24 protein-coding genes and 1 pseudogene are annotated in these 23,499 nt (G+C 74.5%); 10 read left to right on the top strand and 15 right to left on the bottom strand.

The window, feature by feature from the left end:
- Position 1: 1 nt before the first annotated feature.
- Entirely contained in the window at positions 2-625 is a 624-nt protein-coding gene (locus tag ACIWVC_RS27530) for an NAD(P)-dependent oxidoreductase (protein ID WP_396454772.1), read from the bottom strand.
- Between the two features lie 95 nt (positions 626-720).
- Between ACIWVC_RS27530 and ACIWVC_RS27535 the strand changes: the two genes are divergently transcribed.
- Positions 721-1,068 carry a winged helix-turn-helix transcriptional regulator gene (locus ACIWVC_RS27535; protein ID WP_396450738.1) on the top strand — a complete coding sequence of 116 codons (348 nt, stop codon included), beginning with the start codon at positions 721-723 and terminating at the stop codon, positions 1,066-1,068.
- 144 nt (positions 1,069-1,212) lie between these two features.
- Positions 1,213-1,929 carry a metal-dependent hydrolase gene (locus ACIWVC_RS27540; protein ID WP_396450736.1) on the top strand — a complete coding sequence of 239 codons (717 nt, stop codon included), beginning with the start codon at positions 1,213-1,215 and terminating at the stop codon, positions 1,927-1,929.
- On the opposite strand, the gene ACIWVC_RS27545 is transcribed toward ACIWVC_RS27540, so the two are convergent.
- The 3 genes and pseudogenes from ACIWVC_RS27545 to ACIWVC_RS27555 form a co-directional block, all read right to left on the bottom strand.
- Positions 1,930-2,448, bottom strand: a complete 519-nt coding sequence (locus tag ACIWVC_RS27545; protein ID WP_396450735.1) for a hypothetical protein — start codon at positions 2,446-2,448, stop codon at positions 1,930-1,932.
- Complete coding sequence (locus ACIWVC_RS27550) at positions 2,441-3,367, bottom strand: sensor histidine kinase (protein ID WP_396450733.1); 927 nt, start codon at positions 3,365-3,367, stop codon at positions 2,441-2,443. Before ACIWVC_RS27550 ends, ACIWVC_RS27545 begins: the two co-directional genes overlap by 8 nt.
- A gap of 16 nt (positions 3,368-3,383) precedes the next feature.
- Positions 3,384-3,572, bottom strand: a pseudogene (locus tag ACIWVC_RS27555) (response regulator); the annotation flags it as partial.
- Here ACIWVC_RS27555 and ACIWVC_RS27560 point away from each other — a divergent pair.
- Complete coding sequence (locus ACIWVC_RS27560; RefSeq protein WP_396450765.1) at positions 3,523-4,209, top strand: hypothetical protein; 687 nt, start codon at positions 3,523-3,525, stop codon at positions 4,207-4,209. The pseudogene ACIWVC_RS27555 and the gene ACIWVC_RS27560 sit on opposite strands and share 50 nt — an antisense overlap.
- A gap of 7 nt (positions 4,210-4,216) precedes the next feature.
- Here the strand turns inward: ACIWVC_RS27560 and ACIWVC_RS27565 are convergent, their stop codons facing one another.
- From ACIWVC_RS27565 to ACIWVC_RS27595, 7 genes are all read right to left on the bottom strand, one after another.
- On the bottom strand, positions 4,217-5,314 hold the full coding sequence (locus ACIWVC_RS27565; RefSeq protein ID WP_396450731.1) for a hypothetical protein: 1,098 nt from the start codon (positions 5,312-5,314) through the stop codon (positions 4,217-4,219).
- 78 nt (positions 5,315-5,392) lie between these two features.
- Entirely contained in the window at positions 5,393-6,043 is a 651-nt protein-coding gene (locus ACIWVC_RS27570; protein ID WP_396450729.1) for a response regulator, read from the bottom strand.
- Complete coding sequence (locus ACIWVC_RS27575; RefSeq protein WP_396450727.1) at positions 6,040-7,269, bottom strand: sensor histidine kinase; 1,230 nt, start codon at positions 7,267-7,269, stop codon at positions 6,040-6,042. Before ACIWVC_RS27575 ends, ACIWVC_RS27570 begins: the two co-directional genes overlap by 4 nt.
- 58 nt (positions 7,270-7,327) lie before the next feature.
- Entirely contained in the window at positions 7,328-9,373 is a 2,046-nt protein-coding gene (locus tag ACIWVC_RS27580) for a cytochrome c oxidase assembly protein (RefSeq protein WP_396450725.1), read from the bottom strand.
- Positions 9,366-9,995: a copper resistance protein CopC gene (locus ACIWVC_RS27585; RefSeq protein WP_396450723.1), complete on the bottom strand. Its 630-nt coding sequence runs from the start codon at positions 9,993-9,995 to the stop codon at positions 9,366-9,368. The genes ACIWVC_RS27580 and ACIWVC_RS27585 overlap by 8 nt, the downstream gene beginning before the upstream one ends.
- A gap of 104 nt (positions 9,996-10,099) precedes the next feature.
- Positions 10,100-11,203 carry a DUF5685 family protein gene (locus ACIWVC_RS27590; protein WP_396454773.1) on the bottom strand — a complete coding sequence of 368 codons (1,104 nt, stop codon included), beginning with the start codon at positions 11,201-11,203 and terminating at the stop codon, positions 10,100-10,102.
- 65 nt (positions 11,204-11,268) lie between these two features.
- The gene (locus ACIWVC_RS27595) at positions 11,269-12,567 is read right to left on the bottom strand and encodes a helix-turn-helix domain-containing protein (RefSeq protein ID WP_396450722.1); all 1,299 of its coding nucleotides are present in this window, start codon (positions 12,565-12,567) and stop codon (positions 11,269-11,271) included.
- A gap of 190 nt (positions 12,568-12,757) precedes the next feature.
- Between ACIWVC_RS27595 and ACIWVC_RS27600 the strand changes: the two genes are divergently transcribed.
- The 6 genes from ACIWVC_RS27600 to ACIWVC_RS27625 all read left to right on the top strand — a co-directional run bounded on the left by ACIWVC_RS27600 (position 12,758) and on the right by ACIWVC_RS27625 (position 18,763).
- Positions 12,758-14,203, top strand: coding sequence for an NCS2 family permease (locus tag ACIWVC_RS27600; protein ID WP_396450720.1), 1,446 nt, complete (start codon positions 12,758-12,760; stop codon positions 14,201-14,203).
- Positions 14,204-14,328: 125 nt separating this feature from the next.
- Entirely contained in the window at positions 14,329-15,492 is a 1,164-nt protein-coding gene (locus ACIWVC_RS27605; protein ID WP_396454775.1) for a glycerate kinase, read from the top strand.
- Between the two features lie 116 nt (positions 15,493-15,608).
- Entirely contained in the window at positions 15,609-16,418 is an 810-nt protein-coding gene (locus ACIWVC_RS27610; protein WP_396446953.1) for an SAM-dependent methyltransferase, read from the top strand.
- Between the two features lie 157 nt (positions 16,419-16,575).
- Entirely contained in the window at positions 16,576-17,691 is a 1,116-nt protein-coding gene (gene ald / locus ACIWVC_RS27615) for an alanine dehydrogenase (protein WP_396446954.1), read from the top strand.
- Between the two features lie 69 nt (positions 17,692-17,760).
- A complete protein-coding gene (locus tag ACIWVC_RS27620; RefSeq protein WP_396446955.1) occupies positions 17,761-18,393 on the top strand; it encodes a histidine phosphatase family protein in 633 nt (210 codons plus the stop codon).
- A 70-nt stretch (positions 18,394-18,463) separates the two neighbouring features.
- A complete protein-coding gene (locus tag ACIWVC_RS27625) occupies positions 18,464-18,763 on the top strand; it encodes a metal-sensitive transcriptional regulator (RefSeq protein WP_386866822.1) in 300 nt (99 codons plus the stop codon).
- 57 nt (positions 18,764-18,820) lie between these two features.
- Here ACIWVC_RS27625 and ACIWVC_RS27630 read toward each other — a convergent pair whose 3' ends face one another.
- On the bottom strand, positions 18,821-19,357 hold the full coding sequence (locus ACIWVC_RS27630; RefSeq protein ID WP_396446956.1) for a MarR family winged helix-turn-helix transcriptional regulator: 537 nt from the start codon (positions 19,355-19,357) through the stop codon (positions 18,821-18,823).
- 115 nt (positions 19,358-19,472) lie between these two features.
- On the opposite strand from ACIWVC_RS27630, the gene ACIWVC_RS27635 reads away from it, so the two are divergent.
- A complete protein-coding gene (locus tag ACIWVC_RS27635; protein WP_396446958.1) occupies positions 19,473-21,011 on the top strand; it encodes an MDR family MFS transporter in 1,539 nt (512 codons plus the stop codon).
- A gap of 27 nt (positions 21,012-21,038) precedes the next feature.
- Here the strand turns inward: ACIWVC_RS27635 and ACIWVC_RS27640 are convergent, their stop codons facing one another.
- From ACIWVC_RS27640 to ACIWVC_RS27650, 3 genes are all read right to left on the bottom strand, one after another.
- Complete coding sequence (locus tag ACIWVC_RS27640; RefSeq protein ID WP_396446959.1) at positions 21,039-21,905, bottom strand: oxygenase MpaB family protein; 867 nt, start codon at positions 21,903-21,905, stop codon at positions 21,039-21,041.
- Positions 21,906-22,000: 95 nt separating this feature from the next.
- Entirely contained in the window at positions 22,001-22,363 is a 363-nt protein-coding gene (cutA, locus tag ACIWVC_RS27645; protein WP_396446960.1) for a divalent-cation tolerance protein CutA, read from the bottom strand.
- 64 nt (positions 22,364-22,427) lie between these two features.
- The coding region (locus ACIWVC_RS27650) for a gamma-glutamyltransferase family protein (protein WP_396454774.1) at positions 22,428-23,499 on the bottom strand (1,072 nt) is incomplete at its 5' end.

Below are 23,499 nucleotides of genomic sequence, written 5' to 3' on the forward strand. Positions count from 1 at the left end.
CCTAGTACGCCACGGTGATCCTGCGCTGGACGGCGTTGCCCTTCTCCAGCTCGTCCACCAGGGCGACGGCGTAGTCCTCGGCGCTGATGGTGCTGTTGCCCTCCCCGTCGGTGAGCAACTGGTCGCCGCCGAGCCGGAAGACGCCGGTGCGCTCCCCCGGCTGGATGACCGCGGCGGGCGAGATGAAGGTCCAGTCCAGGTCGCCGGCCTCGGCCCGGATGACGCCGAGCTGCTCGGCCGCCGCGAGCGCCTCGTTCTTGTAGATCTCCGGGAACTCGGGGGTGTCCACCAGCCGGACGCCGGGCGCGACCTCCAGGCTCCCCGCACCGCCCACGACGATCAGGCGCCGGACGCCGGCCTCGCGCAGCCCGTCGAGGACCCCGCGCGTGATGGCGAGCAGCGGCCCGGTCGTCTCCGACCCGTCGCGGGGCGGCGGGACCGACAGCACGGCGGCGTCGTGCCCCGCGGCCAGCGCGGCGACCGCCGCGGCGTCGCTCGCCTCGGCCCGGGCCGTCCCCTCGGCGCCGCTGCGGGTGACGCCGGTGACCTCGTGGCCGCGGCGGCGCGCCTCGGCCGCGATCCGGCTCCCGATCATCCCCGTCGCACCGATCAGCAGGATCTTCATATGACCTCCTCAGACCTCATCGGACATCGTCGGACATGGACAGTATCCACGAGATACTGGTTACTTCAACGTGCGCTTGATACCCTCTGGAAACTATGAAGGGCGACGCCTTCGATCCGAACTGCCCGACCCGGCTGATCCTCGACCGCATCGGCGACAAGTGGTCGGTGCTCGTCGTGCTGAGCCTGACCGACGGGCCCCGCCGGTTCACCCAGCTGCGCGACATGATCGGCGGGGTCACCCCCAAGGTCCTCACGCAGACGCTCCGCACGATGGAGCGCGACGGGCTCCTCGTCCGGACGGTCTACGCCGAGGTGCCGCCCCGCGTCGAGTACGCCCTCACCCCGCTCGGCCTGTCGCTGCGCAAGCCGATCAAGGCCGTCGCCGACTGGGCGGAGGCGAACGTCGGGGCCGTCATCACCGCGCGCGAGGCGCACGGCTGACACCCCGGAACCGGGCCGCCGTTCCCCGCATCAAAAGGACGTAGCACCCGCTTCGGCGCGTCGCCGCGGAAACCGATCAGGCACGGGTTAGAGTCCCGCCCTGAATACGGGCGGCGGACGCTCTGAAAGGCGGGGGAACGGCACATGATGGGCAAGACGCACGCCCTGAGCGGCGCGCTGGCGTGGCTGGCCGCCGTCCCGGTGCTGGGTTACGAGCCGCTGCTCGGCGACCACGCGGTGGCCCTGTCGGTCGAGCAGGTCGCCGCGGGCGCCGTGGTGTGCGCGGGCGCGGCGATCCTGCCGGACGTCGACCACCACAACGGCCGCATCGCCAACACGTTCGGCCCGATCACCCACCACATGTGCAAGTGGATCGGGAAGCTCTCCGGCGGGCACCGGCAGGCGACCCACTCGATCCTGTTCGCGGTCGCCATCGGCTGGGCGATGGACTTCCTCGCCACCCACTACGTCTACGCCTGGTGGGCCTGCCTCTTCATGATCGTCGGCCTCGGGCTGCGCGGCATCGGCCTCGACTTCGAGGGCCGCGAGCCCCAGTCGGCGCTCGCGGACTGCGCGCTCGCCCTCGTCGCCGTCTGGCTCATGCACAAGATCGATATGAGCTTCGTCGGGTTCGCGGTCACGCTCGGCTGCCTGGCGCACGTCGCCGGCGACTGCCTGACCCCGCGCGGCTGCCCGGTGTTCTGGCCGCTGCCCTGGCGGGTCGACGTCCCGGTCATCCCGAAGACGGACGGCAAGGTGGAGCGCTGGGTGGTGATGCCCGTCCTCACCCTCGGCATCGCGGTCCTCGCCGTCCGCTCCGCCCTCGGCGACGCCACCGCCCAGTGGCTGACCCGGAACTGATCATTCGAGCAGGTCGGAGAACCGGTCGCAGCGCATCGTGTGCGCCTCCCCCTCCCCGGACCAGGACGAGACCTGGACGGTGGACACGCCGGGCATGGCCTCCGCGGTGCAGACCAGCTGCGCCAGCTCCGTGCGGGACCACCCGCGTCCCAGTACGACCCGGCCGCCGGCGAACCGGAGACCCGGTACCGCCAGGGCGATGGTTCCGGGCGCCACCATCGAGAAGCCGAAGGGGTCGTCGACCTCGGTGTGCAGGCCCTTCCGGCGCTCCTCCGCGGTGACCGTCTTCTTGAGCTGGGTCAGCGGCAGATACGGGTGGCCGGCCAGCCCGGGACGAGTGACCCCAGCCAACCGCTTCCCGCGCACCAGATAGAGCGTCATGGTGGACGCCTGGCCGTGCGCGACCGGGCCGCCGCCCGCGCTGAGGATGCCGGTCGGCCGCACACCGCAGCCCGCGACCGCGAGCACGGACGCGACCGCGAACGCCGCCGCGGCGGCCCCGGCCCGGCGCCTACCCATCGGCGTCCTCCGCCCCGGCCGGCCGGGCGGGCGGCCACAGGGTGAACACCGCTCCCCCGTCCGGGTCGTTGGCCGCCTCCAGTGTCCCGCCGTGCAGGACGGCGTTCTCCCTGGCGATCGACAGCCCGAGCCCGCTGCCGTCGCTGCGGGACCGGGCCGCCTCCCCCTTGACGAACCGGTCGAAGACCGCGCCGAGCAGCTCCTCCGGCACGCCCGGCCCGCGGTCGGCGACGGTGATCTCCACGCCCGGCGCGCCCGCCCGGGACGCCGCGCCGAAGCGCAGCGTGACGGGCGGGCCGCCGTGCCGCACCGCGTTGCCGACGAGGTTCGCCACGATGACGTCGAGCCGGCGCGGGTCGCACCGGACGGGAAGGTCGCGCGGCCCCTCCACCGCGACCCCGTCCGCCAGGCCGCGCGCCGCCAGCGTGCCGGTGATCGCGTCCGCGAGGTCGACGTCGTCGAGGACGAGCGCGGCGGCGCCCGCGTCGAACCGGCTGATCTCGATCAGGTTCTCGATCGGCCGCCCGAGCCGCCGCGTCTCCGCCGCGATGAGCCGCGCGGCGCCGCCGTCCGGCCGGTCGGCCTCCTCCTCGGCCAGCACACCGGTCATCGCGATCATCGAGGTGAGCGGGGTGCGCAGCTCATGCGAGACATCGGCGACGAACCGGCGCGAGGCGGCCTCCATCGCGCGCAGCTCGGTGACCGTCCGCTCCAGGACCGCCGCGGTGCGGTTGAACGTGCGGGCGAGGTCGGCCGGCTCGTCCCGGCCGCGCACCCGGACCCGGGTGCCGAGCTCGCCCGCGCCGAGGGCGCCGGCGGCCGCGGCGAGGCGGCGCACCGGCCGCAGCACACCGCGGGTGGTCAGCAGGGCGAGCAGCAGCGCCGCCGCCAGCGCGAGCGCGTCGGCGACCAGCAGCACCCGGGTGGACGGTGCGGTCGGTGCGGGTCTGGTCGGCGCGGCGCAGCACGGCGCGGATGCGGGCGTCCAGCACGCGGGGCTCGACGGGCTTCACGACGTAGTCGTCGGCGCCCGCCTCCAGGCCGAGGACGATGTCGAGGTCGTCGCCGCGCGCGGTGAGCAGGATCACCGGCAGCGAGTCCTCGCGGCGGATGCGGCGGCACACCGGCGCCGCGGTCCTCCTCCGCGCGGGCGCGCGGACGGCGCTCGGGGCGGCGGCGTCGTCCGTCCTCCTCCTGGCGGGGACCGGGCTCTGGGTGACCGCCTATGCGGGCGACCGGCTGCGCACCCACCTGTTCATCCGGTTCGACTTCCCCGAGATCATGTTCCTGACCTGGGACCGCACCGCACTGCACCTGCCGGAGGCCGCGCTCGCCGCGGCCGCTCTGCTCGGCGTGCTGCTGATCTTCTCCCGGGCGGGCCGGGCGCCGCTCGCCGCCGTCGCCCTGGCCGCGGTCAACCTGGCCGCGATGGTGTTCGCGATGGGGCCGTCCAACGGGCGCGTCCGGCCGGCGCCCCCGCTGCCCGGCCCGGCGGCCGGCGGGGTCGTCGCGGACGCTTCGCTCGGCTGGGTGGCCCGGACCAAGCTGATGTACCCCGTGTGGTGGACGCAGATCGGCCGGATCGACATCCGCGACGGCCGCCCGCCCGCACCGGGCGTGTGCACGGTCGTGGTGCCGGTACCGGACGGGACGTCTCCGGAGTCGTCGTGGCCCGCCCACCCGGCGGGCTGGCGGGTGCACGCGCGTCCCGGCTGGGCGGCCTGGCACGACCCGGGCTGCGGAACGGGCGGTAGCGGGTGACCCCCGGTCAGTAGCGCGTGACCAGGGCGATGCGGGCGTGGTCGACCAGGAAGCCGTCGGAGACGAAGGTGACCTCGCCGCCGTACTCCAGCGCCGTCTCGATGACGTCGTCGACGGCGTCGTCGACGACGTCCGCGCCCTTGAGGACGCCGGGCATGCCGTCCACCGGGACGAGCCCGCCGCGCGACTTCACCGCGGGCGCGTAGTAGCCGCGCTCCACGACCAGGTGCTCGCCGCGGCCCGCCTCGACCAGGGGCGCGACCTCGCACAGGCCGCCCGCGTACCGCTGGAGGCTGCGCGCGGCCTCCAGCTCGGCCAGCACGCCGACCTCGCGGAGGTCCTCGTAGGCGGCGAGCGCCGGGCGGGCCGCCTCGGCGAGCCGGCCGGCGGGGGCGCCCTCGAAGCTGCCGTCGACGCGGCCCGCCACGGTGATGTGCGGCCCGGCCACCTCGTCGAAGAACGCCTGGTGCCGGGTGACGCCGGCGACGAGCAGCGGTCTGCGGTCGCGGGCGAGGACGCGCTCGACGGCGGCCGCGGCGTCCCGCATGGCCTGCCGCTGCCGCTCGCCGTCGCCGCCCTGCGCGGCGCGCCGCGCCTGCCGCCCGGCGCCGGCCTCGTCGACCGGCTCCGGCGCCATCGGGAACCCGCCGCCGACGTACTGGGTCAGCTCGTCGCCGTGCCCGTCCCACAGCCGGGTCCGCTGGTCCGACAGCGACAGCAGCCAGTACCGGGGGGTGCGGGTGTAGGCGGCGACGAGGTCGCGGGTCGCGAACCCGGTGTCCACGACGACCCGCTCGTCCACGGGCTGGCCGATGGTGAACGCGTGGTGCTCGCCGTCCGGCGCGGCGAACAGCACCAGCCCGTCGGAGGCGTGCCGCAGGTCGATCTCCTGCGCGGCGCGCTCCAGGCCGCGGACGACCTGGTCGGCGGCGCCGGGCGCGACCCGCGTGTCGTCGTGCAGCCGGCGCCGCACCTCGGCCAGCAGGTTGCGCAGCCGGATCGGGTCCTGCCGGTTGTCCGGGACGGACCGGTGCGTCGGCATCAGCACCGACACCGCCGGGTAGCCGCGCGGTTTGCGCAGCTCGGACAGGGTAACGGCGTCCATGATCCCCCGATCGGTCAGCCTTGTTCCTTCTTGTCTCTTTTGTAGCTACTGGCAGGTAAACCAGGTGTAAGCGCGCCCTCAGCCGGGGGTGATGAAGGACGTCTCGTAGGCGAGGATCACGGCCTGGGTGCGGTCGCGCGCCTGCAGCTTGGCGAGGATGTTGCCGACGTGCGTCTTCACCGTCTGCGGGCTGACGAACAGGTCCTGCGCGATCTCGGCGTTCGAGCGGCCCTTGGCCATCAGCCGCAGCACGTCGCCCTCCCGCTCGGTGAGCTGCCCGTGCCAGCGCGCCCCGGCGCCGCCGGACGGGCCGTGCCGCGCGGCCAGCTCCCGGATCGCCGCCGGGAACAGCAGGCTGTCGCCGTGCGCGACCATCCGGATCGCCTGCAGGATCTCCTCCGGCCGCGCCCGCTTGAGCAGGAAGCCGTGCGCGCCCGCCTTGAGCGCGTCGTAGACGTACTCGTCGTTCTCGAAGGTCGTGACGACGATGATCCGCGGCGGGTCCGCCATGGTCCCGAGGATGCGGCGGGTCGCCTGGATCCCGTCGAGCCGCGGCATCCGCACGTCCATGAGGACCACGTCGGGGCGCAGCCGCCCCACCGCGCCGGGCACCTCGGCCCCGTCGGACGCCTCGCCGACCACGGCCAGGTCGTCCTCGGCGTCGATGATGGCGGCGAGCCCCGCCCGGATCAGCCGCTCGTCGTCGACCAGCAGAACCTTGACCGTCATGTCCCGGACCTCAGCGGCAGCGAGACGCGGAACCGCCAGGCGTCGCCGTCGGCCCCGGCGGTCATGTCGCCGCGCAGCACGGTGACGCGCTCGCGCACCCCGGCGAGGCCGCGGCCGCCGCCGTGCCCGGCGCCGTCGCCGCGGTGCGCGCCGAGCGGGTTGCTCATCTCCATCTCCAGTCTCTCCCCCGCGATGCCGAGCCGCAGCCGCACCGGGACCCTCCCGGCGTGCCGCAGCGCGTTCGTCAGCCCCTCCTGGACGATCCGGTACGCCTCCCGCGACACCGCCGCCGGCACCTGCTCCACTTCGAGCCCCACCTCCGCGTCGAGTTCCACGCCCGCGATGCGGGTCTGCTCCAGCAGGCGCCCGAGGTCCCGCAGCGTGGCCTGCGGGGCGGGGCGCGACGCGTCCTCCCGCAGCAGCCCCAGCACGTGGTCGAGGTCCTCCAGCGCGGCGCGGGCCGACTCCTCGATCGCGCCGAGCGCCTCGCGCGCGAACCCCGGGTCGCTGTCGAGGACCCGCCCGGCCGCCCCCGCCTGCAGCGTCACCACGCTGAGCGCGTGCCCCACCGAGTCGTGCAGCTCCCGCGCCAGCCGGTTGCGCTCGGCCAGCTTGACCGCCCTGGCCTCCGCGGCGGCGAGCCGCTCGGCGGCGGACGGGCCGAGGAACCGCGGCGCCAGCCGGGACAGCAGCGCGCCCGCGCCGACGATCACCGCGAGCAGCGCGGCCAGCGACGCGGCCCCGATCAGGGGCGCCGGCCACTGGTGCCAGGTGCCGTGCCACCCCCAGACCTCCAGGAACCGCTCGTCCCACGTCACCAGCGGCGCGAGGAGCATCACGAACGCGAGCGGCGGGACCGCGAGGCTGAGCCCGCTGACCACGACGCCCGCGCCGAGGTGCAGGGTGAACCACGCGGCGGCCCGGGTGCGGCTCTCCCACGAGTGCGCCGCGCCGGGGACGAGCGACTCGGCGGGGCCCTTGAGCAGCTCCGCGGCGAGCGAGCCCTCCAGCAGCCGGACCGTCGGGACGAGCCCGGTGACGAACACCGCCGCCCCCGGCAGCACGACCAGCATGAGCACGAGCAGCACGGCGCCGCCGACCGGCAGCAGCGGCGTGACGCCCATCGCCAGGAACCAGTACGGCATCAGCAGCGCGCCGCCCACCACGAGGTGGGCCCAGCGCTGCCAGGTCTTCCGCTCGATCAGCGGCCGGAGCACGCGAACCACACCACGATCCTGGCAGACGCCGCCCCGGAGGCCCTCCCCCGCGAGAGGGAGTGCGGTCCTAGGCCTTGCCCTTCTCCTCGGCCGCGGCCTTGTCCATCTCGGCGAGCTTCGCCAGGCGGGCGTTGTAGGCGGCCAGCTCGTCGTCCTCGGAGCGCCCGCCGGGCCGGGCGGCGCGGTCGGCCCTGCGGTCCATGCGGCGGGCCTGGCGCTGGTCGTCGGCGTACCACTGGAACGCCATCACGATGAGGACGATGAACGTCGGGATCTCCCCGAACGCCCACGCGATCGCGCCGCCGGTGTGCTGGTCGTGCAGCGTCGTCGTGCCCCACGGCGGGTCGACGGCCCCGTACCACCCGCGCGCGAGCGCCTGGCTCATGCTCATCAGGGCGATGCCGAAGAAGGCGTGGAACGGCATCGTGATGAACAGCAGGAGGAGCCGCCCCGGGTAGGGCAGCTTCTTCGGCGCCGGGTCGACGCCGAGCAGCACCCAGAAGAACAGCGACCCGGCCGCGAGGAAGTGCACCATCATCGCGATGTGGCCGAGGTGGTTGCGCATCGCCGCCTCGAACAGCGGCGTGAAGTACAGCGCGAACGTGCTCACCACGAAGATGGCCGTCGCGATCCCGGGATGCGCGACGAACTTCAGGTAGCGGCTGTGCAGCAGCGCGGTCAGCCACTCGCGCGGGCCGCGGTCGCCGCGCACCCGGGCGGGCTTCAGCGCGCGCAGCGCCAGCGTCACCGGCGCGCCGACGACGAGGAAGATCGGCGTCAGCATGTTCAGCACCATGTGCTGCGCCATGTGCACGCTGAACAGGATCGGCGCGTACTTGGCGACGCCGGTCTGCGTGACGGCGAGCATGGTGGCGAGGCCGATGAACCAGGCGGCGGTGCGGCCCATCGGCCAGGCGTCGCCGCGCCGCCGCAGCCGGACCACGGCGCCGATGTAGAGGCCGCCGAGGACGGCGGCGAGGGCGGCGAAGAACAGGTCGAACTGCCAGAGCGTGAGCAGCCGCACCGGGGTGATCTCGGGCGGCATGTCGTAGCCGAGCAGCGACTTGACCGCGGACTCCGGCTGGGTCGGCGGGGGCGGCGCGGTGCGGGCGAGCGCCACGGCGAGGCCCATGGTGGCCGCCATCACGGCCGCCTCGACGGACGCGAACCGCGCGAACGCCCCGGGCCGGCGGGCGTCGACGGCGGGCAGCGTCCGGGTCCGGTGCCACCAGCCGAACCAGCCGAGCACCCCGAACGCGACGATCTTGCCGAGGGCGAGCCGCCCGTAGTCCGTGGTCACCAGCTCGGCGGGGTCGGGCAGCCGGACGATCACGTTGACCAGCCCGCTGGCGCCGACGGTGATGTAGCACCACAGGGCCATGCGGCTGAACCGGTCGGCCATGATCGGCAGCCGGTCGCGGCGGAGCAGCGCGTGCGCGCCGACGACGGCGAGCCCGCCGACCCACGGCGCGACCGCGGCGACGTGCAGGGCGACCCCGGTCACCGCGGTGGAGTGGTTGGCGGCCGAGGCGGAGTGCCCGGTGAGCGGCGCGGGCAGCAGCGCGATCCCGGCCATGGCCAGCAGCCCGAACGCGGCGGCGGGCGTGGTGGTGGTGCGCGCCAGCAGCGCCACCACCACGGCCAGCAGCACCACGATCATGAGGGCGGTGCCCTGCGGCAGGGAGCCGACGTAGCTGCTCAGCTCGCTGCCGGTGAGGACCTGCCCGGCCGGCTGGCCGAGGACGTCCGCGACGGTGAAGACCAGGGTGGCCGCCGCGGCGGCGGCCCACCCGGCGGCGATCCAGGACGCGGCGTTCAGGTAGCCGATCGCGTCCTTCGACAGCCGGGCCGCGCCGCGCCCGCCCTCGACCGGCAGGAACGCGGCGGCGGCCAGCAGGGCGCCGACGGTCAGCGCGGACAGCAGGTCCATGGCCGTCCGGGACGCGGGCAGCCCCCACCGGGTGAGGGCGCCGGCGTCGCCGAGGCCGGGGATGACCTTCTCGGTGACCGCGCCGCCGAGGACCAGCCCGGCCACCAGCACCGCGGCGGCCGAGGCCGCCGAGCCCGCCGCGACCGCGGCGGCCCGCCAGACGCCCGGGCTGCCCTTACTCACTTCCGGTTGCCGCCTGGTGCTTGCGCTTGGCGCGGAACACGATGCCGACGCCGATGCCGACGCCGACGAGGAGCCCGGCGACGATCAGCGCCCACAGGACCGCACCGGAGCCGGTGTCCTCCTCGGCGGCGGCCTGCTCCTGGTCGACCTTGAGCGGCTGCTCGTTCGCGGTGGCGGCGTCGCCGGTCTGCTGCTCGGCGCCGACCCCGCCGGCGGACGGCGCGGGCTCGGCGGCCTCGCCCCCGGTGGCGGTGAACGTCAGGTCGTCGCTCTCGATCGGGTGCCCGTCCTCGCCGACGACCCGGTAGGCCACCGTGTAGGACCCCGCGGGCAGCGGCCCGGTCAGCTTCTGCGTCACCGTCGTGCCGGAGCGCTCCGCCTCGCCCGCCTGGTACGTCTTGTCCTGGGCGTCCTTGACGACGACCTTCGCCAGGCTGATCTTGTCGCTGAAGACGAGCTTGACCTCGGTGACCGACTCCGCCGACTCGCCCTTGCCGGGCGTGCTGTCGAGGAGGCGGGCGTGCGCCAGCGCGGGGGTCGCGGTCACGGCGCCGAGGACGAGGGCGAGGGCGGCGACGACGCCGAGACGGCGCGCCGGCCGGAGGGGCTTGCGGATGTTCATGGATGGCCGGGTTCTCTAGTGAGTTGAAGGGCTGCATCTACCCTACTGAGCCCGCCACCATGGCACGCTCCGGGTCGCGAAGTGCCGCGATCCGGGAAAAACGATCAGCTGCAGTCGCAGCAGCAGCCGTCGCAGCAGTCGCAATCGCAGTCGCAGCACTCGCAGCAGTCGCAGCAGCCGTCGCAGCCCCCGTCGCAGTTGCGCGTGCACCAGCAGCGGTCCCCGCACGAGCCGCCGTGATGCTCGCTCCACTCCGGCTGGAAGACCCCGCAGGTGGCGCAGACGAGCGTCCCGGTGAAGCACGGGACCGGCCAGCCGGGGCGCGGCGGCCGGGGCCCGCCCTCCTGCGCGTCCTCGGGGGCGGCGAAGACCCGGTCGACGGAGCGGCCCACCTCGCGGTCCAGCAGCGCCCGGACGAGCCGCGGCCGCTCCAGCTCCAGGTCGGCGAGGGCGAGGCGGAGGCCGTGCAGGGCGTCGTCCGCGTGCCGGCGGGCCTCGGCGAGGCCGGTGCCGGTGGCGAGCAGCGGGTTGTAGGCGCCGGACGCCCGGTCGTCCGCGAGGTCCTCGACGGCGTCGATCAGGTGCGCGAGGCGGCCGAAGAATCGGCCCGCCTCGGCGAGCGCCTCGGCGTTGCCCTCCTTGCCCGCGAGCACGGCCGTGTGCGCGAACACGGCGGCGACGGCCGTCTCCGCCGGCTCGGTGAGGTCGAGCAGTCCGAGGCCGGGCGCGGACTCCAGGACGGGCTGGCGCGCGACGGCGTCGCGCAGGACCGACGGGTCGAAGCCGACCGCGGCGCCCGTCCGCTCCCCCGCCGCGTCCCACCGGCCGGCCATCCGCGCGGCCGCGGCGGCGACCGGCCGCCGCCGGTACGGGCCGTCGCCGTCCGCGACGTGGTCGCGGGTCTTGCCCGCCGCGAGCAGCAGCGACGCCGCGGCGGCCAGCCGCGCGCCCTGCGCCCGCGCCGCGACGACCTCCGCGGTCCGCATGCCGCGCAGCGCGCACGGACCGGCCTTGCGGCGCGGCGACAGCTCCGGCGCCTGCGCCTCGACCAGGACGGAGACCAGCAGCCCGTCGTAGTTGGTGACGAGCCGCGCGGCCTGGCCGTGCTCGGCCCGCAGCGTCAGGCACAGCCCGCAGAGATGCGCCATCCAGTCCTTGAACAACGACCCGCACAGGACATGCCTGCAAGGACGGACCACACCGAACACCCGTAACTCCCCAACCTCAGGAAACCCGCAGCATTATGGACGCCGCGGACCCGGGACCGGTTCGGTCACACCCCCACGCAGGTGAGCGCGCGCCGGTAGGCGGCCATGCGGTGCTCCTCGGCGGTGCCTGCCCCGGCCAGCACCTCGGCGAGGTCGAACCACGCCTGCGCCGCCTCCCGGGAGGACTCCATCTGCTCCAGGCAGGTCGCGGCCCGGGTCAGCACCTCGACGGCCCGGTCCCGGCGGCCGAGCCGCACCGACGCCTCGCCGAGCACGGTCAGCGCCCCGGCGGTGGCCCGGCGCGGGGCGTCCCCGAGCAGGTCGAGCGCCTCCTCGGCGAGCGCCACCGCCTCGGCGGGACGGCCGAGCGCGGTCTCCGCGCGGGCCAGCTCGGTCAGGCACCAGGCGACGTCGATCTCCCCGGACGAGCTGGCGCTGATCTCGCCGCGCACCCGGGTCAGCAGCTCGCGGGCGCGGGCGGCCTGGTCGGGCCGGGCGCGCAGCAGCAGCCCGGCGTAGATGACGCGGAGCCGGTTCAGGTCGCGCGGGTCCTCGCCGTCGCCGGCCAGCATCAGCGCCCGCTCGGCCAGCGTGACGCCGTCCTCGTACTCGCCGCGGATCTCCGCGACGTAGGCGGCCTCCCAGTAGGCGACCATCCGCGCCCGGGGGCTGCCGATGCGCTCGGCCCGCTCGACGAGCTGGGCGGCGAGGTGGCGGGCCCGGACGAGGTCGCCGCGCTCGATGAACGCGGCGAGCAGCGCCGCGCCGAGGTGCACGGCGGCGTCGGTGGAGTCGGCGCCGGTCGCGATGAGGTGGCGCAGCGCGCTCTCGGCCGCCTCGACTCCGGCGCTGACGTCGCCGCGCTCGCGCAGGCAGCGGCTCAGCGCGACGTGCACCTTCGCCCAGTGGTCGAGGTCGGCCTCGGCGGAGGCCTCCTCGGTCAGCGCGGTCAGCTCGGCGATCGCCTCCTCCAGCTCGCCGGCGGCCTCCAGCGCGAGGGCGTGGCCCCAGCGCGCCTGGTGGAGCATCTCGGGCAGCGCGACCGCGTCGGCGTTCGCGAGCACCTCGGCGAACCGGGCCCGCGCCTCGGCCGCCGCGCCGTTGCTCAGCGCGATCTCGGCGTAGTCGAGGGTGACGCGCAGCTCGTCCACCACGTCCTCGCTGACCCCGCTGACCAGGTAGGTCGCCGAGCAGTTCAGCTTCCCGGCCAGCAGCTCGACCACGCTCGGGGCCGGCACCCGCTTGTCGCTCTCGATCAGCGAGATGTAGCTGTCGGACAGCTCGGGGAAGGCCAGCTGCGCCTGGCTCACGCCCTGCCGGATCCGCAGGGCGCGAATCCGCTGCCCCAGTGTCTCCCGGTCCATTGTTGCCACCGCCTACAGGATGCTCGCCCGCGGCGCCCGCGCGCAGGGCGAGGAAGAAGTGAACCAGGGAAGGCTATAGCGGACGCCTCGCCCCCGTCACGCTCCGGAGTCTTCTCAGCGGCTAATCTGTCCACGCCATTTCCGGACCGACGCGGCCGGAACCCACGCTGCGGAAAGCGGAGCGCCCGCCATGTCCAAGACCAGTACCGTGAAGACCGACGATTCACCGCCGGCCGGCGGGCGCGGGCCGCTGGAGCGGCTGTTCGATCTCCGCGGGCGCGGTACCACCGTCCCGCGCGAGCTGCGCGGCGGCGTGACCACGTTCTTCGCGATGGCCTACATCATCCTGCTGAACCCGATCATCCTCGGCGGGGCGAAGGACGTCACCGGCGCGGCGCTGTCGATCCCGCAGCTGACCACGATGACCGCGCTGTCCGCCGCGGTCACCACGGTGATCATGGGCCTGGTGGGCAACGCGCCGCTGGCGCTCGCCGCGGGCCTCGGCATCAACGCGGTCGTGGCGTTCCAGGCGGCGCCGGTGATGACCTGGCCGCAGGCGATGGGCCTGGTGGTGATCGAGGGCCTGGTCATCGTGGTGCTGGCGCTCACCGGCATCCGCGAGCGGATCATGAACTCGATCCCGCTGGCGCTCAAGCACGCGATCGCGGTCGGCATCGGCGCGTTCATCGCGCTGGTCGGCCTGTTCGACTCGGGGTTCGTCACCTCCAGCGCCACCAGCCCGCCGCTGTCCCTCGGCAGCGGCGGCCGCCTGCAGACCTGGCCGACGCTGGTGTTCGCGCTCACCCTGCTGCTGATGATCGTCCTCTACGTGCGGCGGGTGCCCGGCGCCATCCTGATCAGCATCATCGCCGGGACGATCGGCGCCGTGGCGATCCAGGAGAACGCGTCCATCAAGGAGGGCGGCTGGGGCGTCGTCACCCCGGACATGCCCGACAAGCTGTTCGCCGCACCCGACTTCGGGCTGTTCGGGGAGATCGACCTGTTCGGCGGGTTCGGCCGGGCCGGGGTGATCACCGCGCTGGTCGTGCTGTTCACCCTGGTGCTGTCGGGCTTCTTCGACGCGATGGGCACGATCCTCGGGGTCAGCGACGAGGCCGGGCTGCTTGACGAGAGGGGCCAGGTGCCGCGGCTCGGCCGGATCCTGTCGGTGGACGGCCTGTCCGCCGCGTTCGGCGGCCTCACCAGCTCGTCCGCCAACACGGTGTTCGTGGAGTCGGCGGCCGGCGTCGGCGAGGGCGCCCGGACCGGCCTCGCCAACATCGCCACCGGCGCGCTGTTCGCGGTGACGCTGTTCCTCACCCCGCTCGCCGCGACCGTCCCGGCGCAGGCCGCGGCGCCCGCGCTGGTCGTCGTCGGCGCGCTGATGATGACGCAGGTCGCGAAGGTGGACTGGTCCGACCTGGAGCTGACGATCCCGGCGTTCCTCACCATCGTGCTGATGCCGTTCACCTTCTCGATCACCATCGGGATCGGCGGCGGGATGGTCGCCTACGCGCTGATCAAGCTCGCCAAGGGCAAGGTCCGCGAGGTGTCGGTCTGGCTGTGGCCGGTGGTGGTGCTGTTCCTGATCTTCTTCGCGATCCACCCGATCGAGGAGTGGCTGGGCGTGCGCTAGCCACCCCGGGAGAACACGGCTCTGCGGCCATTTGAGACTCTGGGACGCGTTTGCGGGTGTCAAATAGTGCCGTCTTGGCGTAAGCAGAAGGTAGGGCCTTACCTCCCGGCGTGAAAGGCGTGGCTGTGGTGTCCGCGGACTCTCCCTCCCGTCCGTCTCCGCCGGGTCACGTCCTGCTGGCGCCTGACAGGTTCCCGGGGGCGCTGACCGCGGCGCAGGCGGCGCGGCATCTGGCGGCCGGGCTGCGCCGCGCCCGCCCGGACGTCCCGCTGGTGGAGCTGCCCGTGGCCGACGGCGGCGAGGGCACCGTGGAGGCGGCGGTGGCGGCCGGGTGGCGGGGCGTGGACGTCGAGGTGTGCGGGCCGACGGGGCGGCCGGTCACCGCGCGGCTGGCGCTGAACGGCCGCAGCGCGGTGGTGGAGCTGGCCGAGGCGTCCGGCGTGCGCCGGCTGCCGGGCGGCAAGCCGCGCCCGCTCACCGCGTCCAGCCTCGGGACGGGCCAGCTGATCGCGCACGCGCTGCGGCTCGGCGCGCGGCGGATCGTGCTCGGCCTCGGCGGCGGCGCCTGCGCCGACGGCGGCGCGGGCCTCGTGCAGGGGCTCGGGGGGCGGCTGCTGGACGCGCTCGGCAAGGACCTGCCGCCCGGCGGGGCGGCGCTGCGCTCGCTGCACGCCCTCGACCTGCGCGGCCTGCCCGATATGTCGGGCATCGAGGTGGTGGTGGCGGGCGACTCCGCGGGACCCCTGCTCGGCCGCGCCGGCGCCGCGGCCGTGGACGGCCCGCGCCGCGGCGCGAGCCGCGACGAGGTCCGGGTGCTGGACGCCGGGCTGCGCCGCTGGGCCGACCTGGCGGAGGCGGCCGCGCGCCGGGCGGCCCGCGACCTGCCGGGCGCCGGCGCGGCCGGCGGGGTCGGGTTCGCCGCGCTCACCTTCCTCGGCGCGACGATCGAGCCCGGCCCGGCGCTGCTGCTGGACCTGCTGGGATTCGCCGAGAAGGCGCGCGGCGCCCGGCTCGTCGTCACCGGCGAGGGCACCCTCGACGCCCGGTCGCTGCGCGGCACCGCGCCGATCGGGGCGGCCCGCGCCGCCGCCCGCGCGGGCGCGCCGGTCGTCGCGGTGGCCGGCCGCCGCGCGCTCACCGGCGAGCAGCTCCGCAAGGCGCGCATCCAGGCCGCGTACGCGCTGGCCGACATCGAGCCGGACGAGGAGCGCCGCGTCCGGCGGACCGGGCCGCTGCTGGAGCAGCTGACGGTCGCCATCGCGGACGAGTGGCTGCCCGCGCGCCCCTAGCGTGCATCGTTCCACCGGACATTCCCCACTTCCGGGACGGCCGCATCGTCAACCGTCTACGATTCGACCCGGCGGCGGACTTCGAGAACTCAACAGCGGCACGAGGCGGACACGGCATGGCCGAACAGCAGTACGACTGGGCGTCCCTCGGGATCGACACCACGAAGCCGAGCATCGCTCGGACCTACGACGTGGTGCTGCGGGGCAAGGACAACTTCGAGGTCGACCGGGCCTTCGTGGCCGAGATCGTGAAGATCATCCCGGAGATCTACGACGTCGCCGCCTACAACCGGGAGATCCTCGGCCGCGGCGTGCGGTACCTGGCCGGCGAGGCGGGCCTCGACCAGTTCCTCGACCTCGGCTCCGGGCTGCCGACCGTGCAGAACACCCACGAGGTCGCGCAGGCCACCCGGCCCGGCGCGAAGGTGGTGTACGTCGACAACGACCCGATCGTCCTCGCGCACGGGCGGGCGCTGCTGGCCGAGAACGGGGACACCACGGTCATCACCGCCGACATCCGCGACCCGGCCGGGATCATCGCGCACGAGGACGTCCGGCGGCTGATCGACTTCGGCCGGCCGGTCGGCGTCATGCTGGTCGGCATCCTGCACCACCTGCACGACGACGAGGACCCGCAGGGCATCGTCGAGACGCTGATGGACGCGGTGCCCTCCGGCAGCCACCTGTTCGTCACGGCGTTCTGCGCGTCCAGCCAGGAGGCCGTCGACGCCGAGGTGCAGTACCAGGGGCTGCTCGGCACCGGCCGGTTCCGGACGCCGGAGGAGATCGGCCGGTACTTCGACGGCCTGGAGCTCCTCGACCCCGGCCTCGTCCCGCTGCCGCTGTGGCGGCCGGACGGGGACGTCCCGGACGAGCTGACCGTCGGGCAGCGCCTCATGTACGGGGGCATCGCCCGCAAGCCGTGAGCCGCCGCCGGGCGCGCCGGGGCCCGCCACCGGGCGCGCTTTACACAGTGTCGCCGAAGTACTCGATGCGTTGACACACTGCCGATGGTCCGGGGCGGGCTCCCCACCGCACGCTGTAGGCGTAGGTCCTGGTCAGCGTTGACGGAGGAGCCCCCCGGTGAAGATCGGTGTGCCGCGAGAGATCAAGAACCACGAGTACCGGGTGGCCATCACGCCGGCGGGCGTGCACGAGCTGACCCGGCACGGCCACGAGGTGTTCGTCGAGCGGGGCGCCGGCCTGGGGTCGGCGATCCCGGACGACGACTACACCGCCGCCGGCGCCAAGATCCTGGACGGCCCGGACGAGGTGTGGGCGGAGGGCGACCTGATCCTCAAGGTCAAGGAGCCGATCGCGCCGGAGTACCCGCGCATGCGCGCCGGCCAGGTCCTGTTCACCTACCTGCACCTCGCCGCGTCCCGCGAGTGCACCGACGCGCTGCTGGCGGCCGGCGTCACCGCGATCGCCTACGAGACCGTCCAGCTGCCCGACCGCTCGCTGCCGCTGCTCGCCCCCATGTCGGAGGTCGCCGGGCGGCTCGCCCCGCAGGTCGGCGCGTACAACCTGATGGCGTCCAACGGCGGGCGCGGCGTGCTGCCGGGCGGGGTGCCGGGCGTGGCCCCGGCCAAGGTCGTCGTGATCGGCGGCGGGGTGTCCGGCCTCAACGCCGCGCAGGTCGCCGTCGGGATGGGCGCGGACGTGACCGTCCTGGACGTGGACGTCGACCGCCTCCGCCACATCGACGCGATCTACCAGGGCCGCCTCCGGACGCTCGTGTCCAGCGCCTACACCGTCGAGCAGGAGGCCCGCGCCGCCGACCTGGTCATCGGCGCGGTGCTGATCCCCGGCGCCCGCGCGCCCAAGCTGATCTCCAACGACCTGGTCGCCGGGATGAAGGAGGGCTCCGTCCTGGTGGACATCGCGATCGACCAGGGCGGCTGCTTCGAGGACTCCCGCCCCACCACGCACGCCGACCCGACCTACCGGGTGCACGGCTCGATCTTCTACTGCGTGGCGAACATGCCCGGCTCCGTCCCGAACACCTCCACCTACGCCCTCACCGGCGTCACGCTCCCCTACGCCGTGCAGCTCGCCGACAAGGGCTGGCACCGCGCCCTGCGGGAGAACGGCGCGCTGGCCCGCGGCCTCAACACGCAGGCCGGCGCGCTCGTCTACGACCACGTCGCCGAGGCGCACGGCCTCCCCTACACGCCGCTCAGCTCGATCCTGGACTGACGGCGCTCACCCCCGCCCTCCCCCGTCCCGGGGTTCCGGGGCGGCGCCCCGCCGGGTAGACACTCCACCATGGGCGAACTGATCTTGGTGCGGCACGGGGAGACGGAGTGGAGCCGGGCGCGCCGGCACACCGGGCTGACGGACCTGCCGCTGACCGCGCACGGCGAGGACCAGGCGCGGGCGCTGCGCGGGGCGCTGAAGGAGCGGCGCGTCGCGCGGACGCTGGTCAGCCCCGCGCGGCGGGCGCGGCGGACCGCCGAACTGGCCGGGCTCACCGCGGACGCGATCGACCCCGACCTGTGGGAGTGGGACTACGGCGGCTACGAGGGGAGGACCACGGCGGAGATCCGCGAGGAGCGGCCCGGATGGTTCCTGTGGGACGACGGGGTGGTCCCGGGGGACGCCGGGCATCCGGGCGAGACCGTCGAGCAGGTCGGCGCGCGGGCGGCCGCGGTGCTCGCGCGCGTGGACCCGCTCCCCGCGGACGGCGACGTCGTGCTCGTCGCCCACGGCCATTTCCTGCGGGTGCTCACCGCGCGCCGGCTCGGCCTGGAGCCCGCGCAGGGACGGCTGTTCGCGCTCGCCACCGGGACGCTGTCGGCGCTCGGCGCCGAGCACGGTCGGCCGGTCGTCAGCGCCTGGAACGTCCCGCCGTGCCGACCCGGCCGGCGGCCCGGTCCGGAGGCCCCGGTCAGCGCATAAGGTACCTGTAGGGGGATGTCCCCCAGGGGTACCCGGACGTGCGCCCCCGGAAGGATTGCGGAGGACGGTAATGGCGACCAGCGAGACCCCCACCCGCGGGTACACCGCCACGAAGGACCAGCTGCAGACCAGGCTGGCCCGGATCGAGGGCCAGGTGCGCGGCATCGACCGGATGGTCGCGGACGACCGCTACTGCATCGACATCCTCACCCAGATCAGCGCCGTCCAGGCGGCCCTGGACAAGGTGGCCCTCGGCCTGCTGGACGGGCACGTCCGGCACTGCGTGGCGGAGGGCGCCGAGGAGGGCAAGGGCGACGAGATGTCCACCGAGCTGATGGCGGCCGTCGGCCGGCTCATGCGCCGCGGCTGACCCCGGCCCGCCCGGCTCGCCCGGCTCGCTCCCCCCGGCCCGCTCCCCCTCGGCCGGTCACAGGTGCGGGTGGTCTCCAGGGCAACCCGGTCCCCCGTCTCCCCCGGCGTGCAGCCCGCTGCGCTCCATGTTCCCGGCCAGCGTGCGCCACCCGTGCAGGAAGTGCCTTCGCTCGGTGGGCGTGAGCGACTCCAGCGTGGTGCGCAGCGGGCGCAGCCGGCGCCACGCGAACCGCTCGATCGCCGCGCGGTGCGCCTCCGCCAGGCTGACGATCATGCGGCGGCGGTCCCGGTCGTCCGGGCGCCGCTCGACGAAGCCGCCGCGCTGCAGCTCGCCGACCAGCTGGCTGACCGTGGCCGGGCTGAGCGCCATGTGCCGGGCGAGCACGCCCACCGGCGCCGGGCCGTGCAGGACGAGCTGCACCAGCACCGGGACGTGCCGGGGCCCGAGCCCGGCCGCCTTCACCCGGCGGATGACCTCCTCGGCGTCGGCGTGACCGCCCTTCATGCCGCGCATCGTCCGCACCATGAGCTGGACCATCGTCTCCATGTCGGCGTCGATGGACGCGTCGGTGACGATGCGATCCTCGGACATACCTTGAAGTTCAACACATTTCGTGATGCACTGCAAAACATTGAACTTCAAGATGTTTCACGTCTTGGGCCACGGGGACTCGGGGCTACCGGAACTTCTGGCAAGGGGGACGACCATGGCCGAAAGTCCGTCCACCAAGGTGGCGCCGCCGGGCGGATCCGGCGGCGGCGAACGGCTCGACCGGCAGACGATCGTGCTCGGCCTCGTGATCGTGGCCGGGACGGTGATGGCGATCCTGGACACCACGATCGTCAACGTCGCCCTGGAGACGCTCGGGCGCGACTTCCGCACCGACCTGTCCACCATCCAGTGGGTCATCACCGGCTACCTGCTGGCCATGGGCAGCGTCATCCCGCTCACCGGCTGGGCCGTCGACAGGTTCGGCGGGCGGGCGGTGTGGCTGACCTCCATCACGCTGTTCGTGGCCGGCTCCGTGCTGTCGGGCTCGGCGTGGAACATCGGCTCGCTGATCGTCTTCCGGGTGCTGCAGGGGCTCGGCGGCGGCATGCTGATGCCGACCGGCATGGCGATCCTGACGATGGCGGCCGGCCCGCGCCGGCTCGGCCGGATCATGAGCATCGTCGGCGTGCCGATGCTGCTCGGCCCCGTCCTCGGCCCGGTGCTCGGCGGGTGGCTGGTCGAGGACGTCCACTGGCGCTGGATCTTCTTCGTCAACGTGCCGGTCGGCATGCTGGCCTTCGCGCTGGCCTGGTGGAAGGTGCCGCGCGGCCGGATGGAGGGCGGCGCGTCGGCGCTCGACCTGCGCGGGCTGCTCCTCCTGCCGCCCGGCTTCGCGCTGCTGATCTACGGGCTGTCCACCGCGAGCAGCGAGGGCGGCTTCGGGAACGCCACCACGATCGGCTGGCTGGCCGCGGGCGCCGCCCTGGTCGCGCTGTTCGCGCTGCACAGCCTGCGCCGCCGCGAACGCGCGCTGATCGACGTGCGGCTGTTCACCGACCGGACGTTCACGACCGCGTCCGCCGCGGTGTTCCTCGTCGGCATCGCGCTGATGGGCTCGATGCTGCTGATCCCGCTCTTCTACCAGACCGTGCACGGCGAGGGCGCGTTCGCCGCCGGCCTGCTGCTGGCCCCGCAGGGCCTCGGCGCGGCGCTCGCGATGCCGCTGGCCGGCGTGATCACCGACCGGTTCGGCGCCGGCCGCATCGTGCCGGTGGGCATCGTGCTGCTGGTGCTCGGCACCGTCCCGTTCGCGATGGTGGACGCGGGCACGTCCTACTGGCTGCTCGGCGGGGCGCTGCTCGTGCGCGGCATCGGGCTCGGCTGCACGATGATGCCGACCATGTCGGCCGCGCTCACGACGCTGCGCCGCGAGGCGGTGTCGCGGGCCAGCAGCTCGCTGAACATCATCATGCAGCTCGGCGGGTCGGTCGGCACCGCGCTGCTCGCCGTCATCCTGTCCCGCGAGATCAGCGACCGGCTCCCGCAGGCGGCCGCCGGGGGCGGCGCGGGCGCCGTCGGCTCCATCCCGGACCGGGTCCGCGAGCAGATCGCGCCGAAGCTGGCGGACGCGTTCGGCAGCACGTTCTGGGTGGCGCTGGCCCTCACCGCGGTGCTGATCGTCCCGGCGCTGCTGCTGCCGCGCCACGGCGCGCGGCACGACGAGGACGCGGACGCTCCCCCGCCGATGGCGTGAGCGCCGGCGGCCCGGGCGGGGCGCCGGTCAGGACGCGATCGACCAGGTGGCCAGGCCCGCCTCGTGCTCGCGCATGAGGCGCCTGGCCCGCCGGGCGTCCGGCGAGTACCGGTACCGCTCCGGGACGACCCGCGTGGTGCGGTACAGGCCCTTCAGCGTCAGCGTCGCCGCGAGGTCGGACGTGGGCAGGCCCGGCAGCCCGTACATGCGGCGGGCCCAGCGCGGCAGCGTCGCGACGGTCAGCGTCCCGACGGCCGGCGCGGCGAGCTTCAGCGGCAGCAGGTGGCGCGGGACGGCCGGGCTGAACATGCGGCGCAGCCCCTCGCGCGCCTCCCGGCACGCCCAGATCCGCCGCCGCATGTCCTCGTAGTAGTCCTTCATCTCGGCGACCGTCGCGGGCACGTCCGCCGGGTCGAGCCCGACGACCGCGGCGGCGCGGCGCTGCTCGTCGACGAAGGTGTCGGCGTCCTCGTCGGTCAGCGGGACGCCGGCGCGGCGCGCCACGTCCAGGTAGGAGTCGACCTCGCCCATGTGGACCCAGAGCAGGTTCTCCGGGTCGTCGATCGGGAACGTCTCGCCGGTGCGCATGTCGAGGCCGGTGAGCTTGGCGTGCAGCCGGCGGACGCGGCGGCCCACCCGCTCGACCTCCTCCTCGGTGCCGTAGGTGCGGACGCGGACGAACTCCACCGTCCGGGTCAGCCGCGCCCACGCGGCGGCGGGGTCCATGAGCTCGGAGTTCTGCGCGGTCCCCCACATCGAGCGGGGATGGAGGGCCTGCAGCAGCAGCGCCCGGATCCCGCCGATCATCAGCACGGGCTCGCCCATGACCCGCCAGGTCACCGAGCCGGGCCCGAACAGCCCGTGGTCCGCCCCCACCTCGCTCAGCTCGCCCACATCGACCGCCTTCCTCCGCCGCGACCGGCAGTACACGTCCCGGCCAGGGTAAACAAGAACTTACCCTGCCATGACGCAGGTCACACGGACGGGGGTCAGTCCTCCGCCGGATCCTCCACCGCGTCGTCGCGCTCGCCGGGCTCGGTCTGCTCGGTGATCCAGGCGAGGTAGTCCATGCTGCCCGCCACCACCGGGGTCGCGATGATCTCCGGGGTGTCGTAGGAGTGCCCCTCGGTGATCAGGGAGGCCAGCTCGTCGAAGCGGTCGGCGGAGGTCTTGAACAGCACCATCCACTCCTCCGCCGACTCGATCTCGCCCTCCCACCAGTAGGTGCTGGCGATCGGCCCGACCAGCTGCGCGCAGGCCGCGAGCCGCTCGGCGACCGCCGACCGCGCCAGCTCGGCGGCCTCCGCCCGCGAGTCGGTCGCGGTCGTCACCTGCACGTACGAGTGCGCCATGGCCCGACTCCTTCCCGTTCACCGTCCGCGCACGCCATCATGGCCCGTCCCGGCACCGCCGCGGTCACCGGGCCGGGTGGACGACCAGCGCGCTGCCGCCGCCCCGCCGGACGGGCTCCGCGACCGCCTGCACGAGCCCCGGCCGCAGGAACTCCAGCGCCGTCGCGGCGCCGATCACGCCCGCCGGCGGGCCGGGGAAGACCTCCAGCCGGTGCCCCCGCGCGGCGAGGTCGCGGCCGTACCGGTCGAGGAACGGCTGCTCGGCGTACACGAGCGGGGTGTTGCGCTGCGTCGCGCGGGGCGCGTTCAGCGCCGCGGGCAGGTCCATGCCGAGGTCGATGCGGTTCATCAGGATCTGCAGCACGGTCGTGATGATCGTCGAGCCGCCGGGGGTGCCGAGCGCCAGCTTCGGCCGCCCGTCCTCCAGCACGAGAGTCGGGGACATGCTGCTGCGCGGCCGCTTGTGCGGGCCGGGCAGGTTCGGGTCGGGCGCCTGGCCGGGGGCGGGCGGCTGGAAGGAGAAGTCGGTCAGCTCGTTGTTGAGCAGGAAGCCGCGGCCGGGGACGGTGATGCCGCTGCCGCCGAACTGCTCGATCGACACCGTGTAGGACGCGACGTTCCCCCACTTGTCGGCGACGACGAGGTGGGTGGTCTGCGGGCCCTCGAACGCCAGCGCGCGGGTCTGCGTGCCGGGCGGCACGCACGGCTCGTAGCGCCCGTCGGGCGAGCCGGGCGCGACCGGCGCCGGCGCGGCCCGGTCCGGCTTGATCAGGCACGCGCGCTCGCGGGCGAACCCGGCGGACAGCAGTTCGTCCAGCGGCACGCGGACCTTGTCGGCGTCGCCGAGGTAGCGCCCGCGGTCGGCGTAGGCGAGCTTGGACGCCTCCAGGTAGTAGTGCAGGGCGGTGACCGGGTCGCGGGCGTCGAGGCGGAAGTTGCCGAGGATGTCGAGCGCCTCGCCGATCGTGGCGCCGCCGGACGACGACGGCGGCATCCCGTACACGTCCATACCCCGGTAGGGGACGTGCGTGGGCTTGCGGACCACTGCCCGGTAGGCGGCGAGGTCGGCGCGCTCCATCAGGCCGGGACGCACGTCGCGGGCGGCGCCGGGGTCGACGGGCGGCTCGGCGACCGTC

Origin of the sequence: Actinomadura sp., assembly GCF_044508335.1 — a bacterium.
Classification (GTDB): domain Bacteria; phylum Actinomycetota; class Actinomycetes; order Streptosporangiales; family Streptosporangiaceae; genus Spirillospora.

What these genes read in the sequence shown, in the direction of transcription:
- cutA (WP_396446960.1), bottom strand. Translation starts at nt 22,363, where the DNA reads ATGGCGCACTCGTACGTGCAGGTGACGACCGCGACCGACTCGCGGGCG.
- ACIWVC_RS27540 (WP_396450736.1), top strand. Translation starts at nt 1,213, where the DNA reads ATGATGGGCAAGACGCACGCCCTGAGCGGCGCGCTGGCGTGGCTGGCC.
- ACIWVC_RS27565 (WP_396450731.1), bottom strand. Translation starts at nt 5,314, where the DNA reads ATGGACGCCGTTACCCTGTCCGAGCTGCGCAAACCGCGCGGCTACCCG.
- ACIWVC_RS27530 (WP_396454772.1), bottom strand. Translation starts at nt 625, where the DNA reads ATGAAGATCCTGCTGATCGGTGCGACGGGGATGATCGGGAGCCGGATC.
- ACIWVC_RS27600 (WP_396450720.1), top strand. Translation starts at nt 12,758, where the DNA reads ATGTCCAAGACCAGTACCGTGAAGACCGACGATTCACCGCCGGCCGGC.
- ACIWVC_RS27545 (WP_396450735.1), bottom strand. Translation starts at nt 2,448, where the DNA reads ATGGGTAGGCGCCGGGCCGGGGCCGCCGCGGCGGCGTTCGCGGTCGCG.
- ACIWVC_RS27585 (WP_396450723.1), bottom strand. Translation starts at nt 9,995, where the DNA reads ATGAACATCCGCAAGCCCCTCCGGCCGGCGCGCCGTCTCGGCGTCGTC.
- ACIWVC_RS27610 (WP_396446953.1), top strand. Translation starts at nt 15,609, where the DNA reads ATGGCCGAACAGCAGTACGACTGGGCGTCCCTCGGGATCGACACCACG.
- ACIWVC_RS27535 (WP_396450738.1), top strand. Translation starts at nt 721, where the DNA reads ATGAAGGGCGACGCCTTCGATCCGAACTGCCCGACCCGGCTGATCCTC.
- ACIWVC_RS27635 (WP_396446958.1), top strand. Translation starts at nt 19,473, where the DNA reads ATGGCCGAAAGTCCGTCCACCAAGGTGGCGCCGCCGGGCGGATCCGGC.
- ACIWVC_RS27620 (WP_396446955.1), top strand. Translation starts at nt 17,761, where the DNA reads ATGGGCGAACTGATCTTGGTGCGGCACGGGGAGACGGAGTGGAGCCGG.
- ACIWVC_RS27630 (WP_396446956.1), bottom strand. Translation starts at nt 19,357, where the DNA reads ATGTCCGAGGATCGCATCGTCACCGACGCGTCCATCGACGCCGACATG.
- ACIWVC_RS27570 (WP_396450729.1), bottom strand. Translation starts at nt 6,043, where the DNA reads ATGACGGTCAAGGTTCTGCTGGTCGACGACGAGCGGCTGATCCGGGCG.
- ACIWVC_RS27595 (WP_396450722.1), bottom strand. Translation starts at nt 12,567, where the DNA reads ATGGACCGGGAGACACTGGGGCAGCGGATTCGCGCCCTGCGGATCCGG.
- ACIWVC_RS27625 (WP_386866822.1), top strand. Translation starts at nt 18,464, where the DNA reads ATGGCGACCAGCGAGACCCCCACCCGCGGGTACACCGCCACGAAGGAC.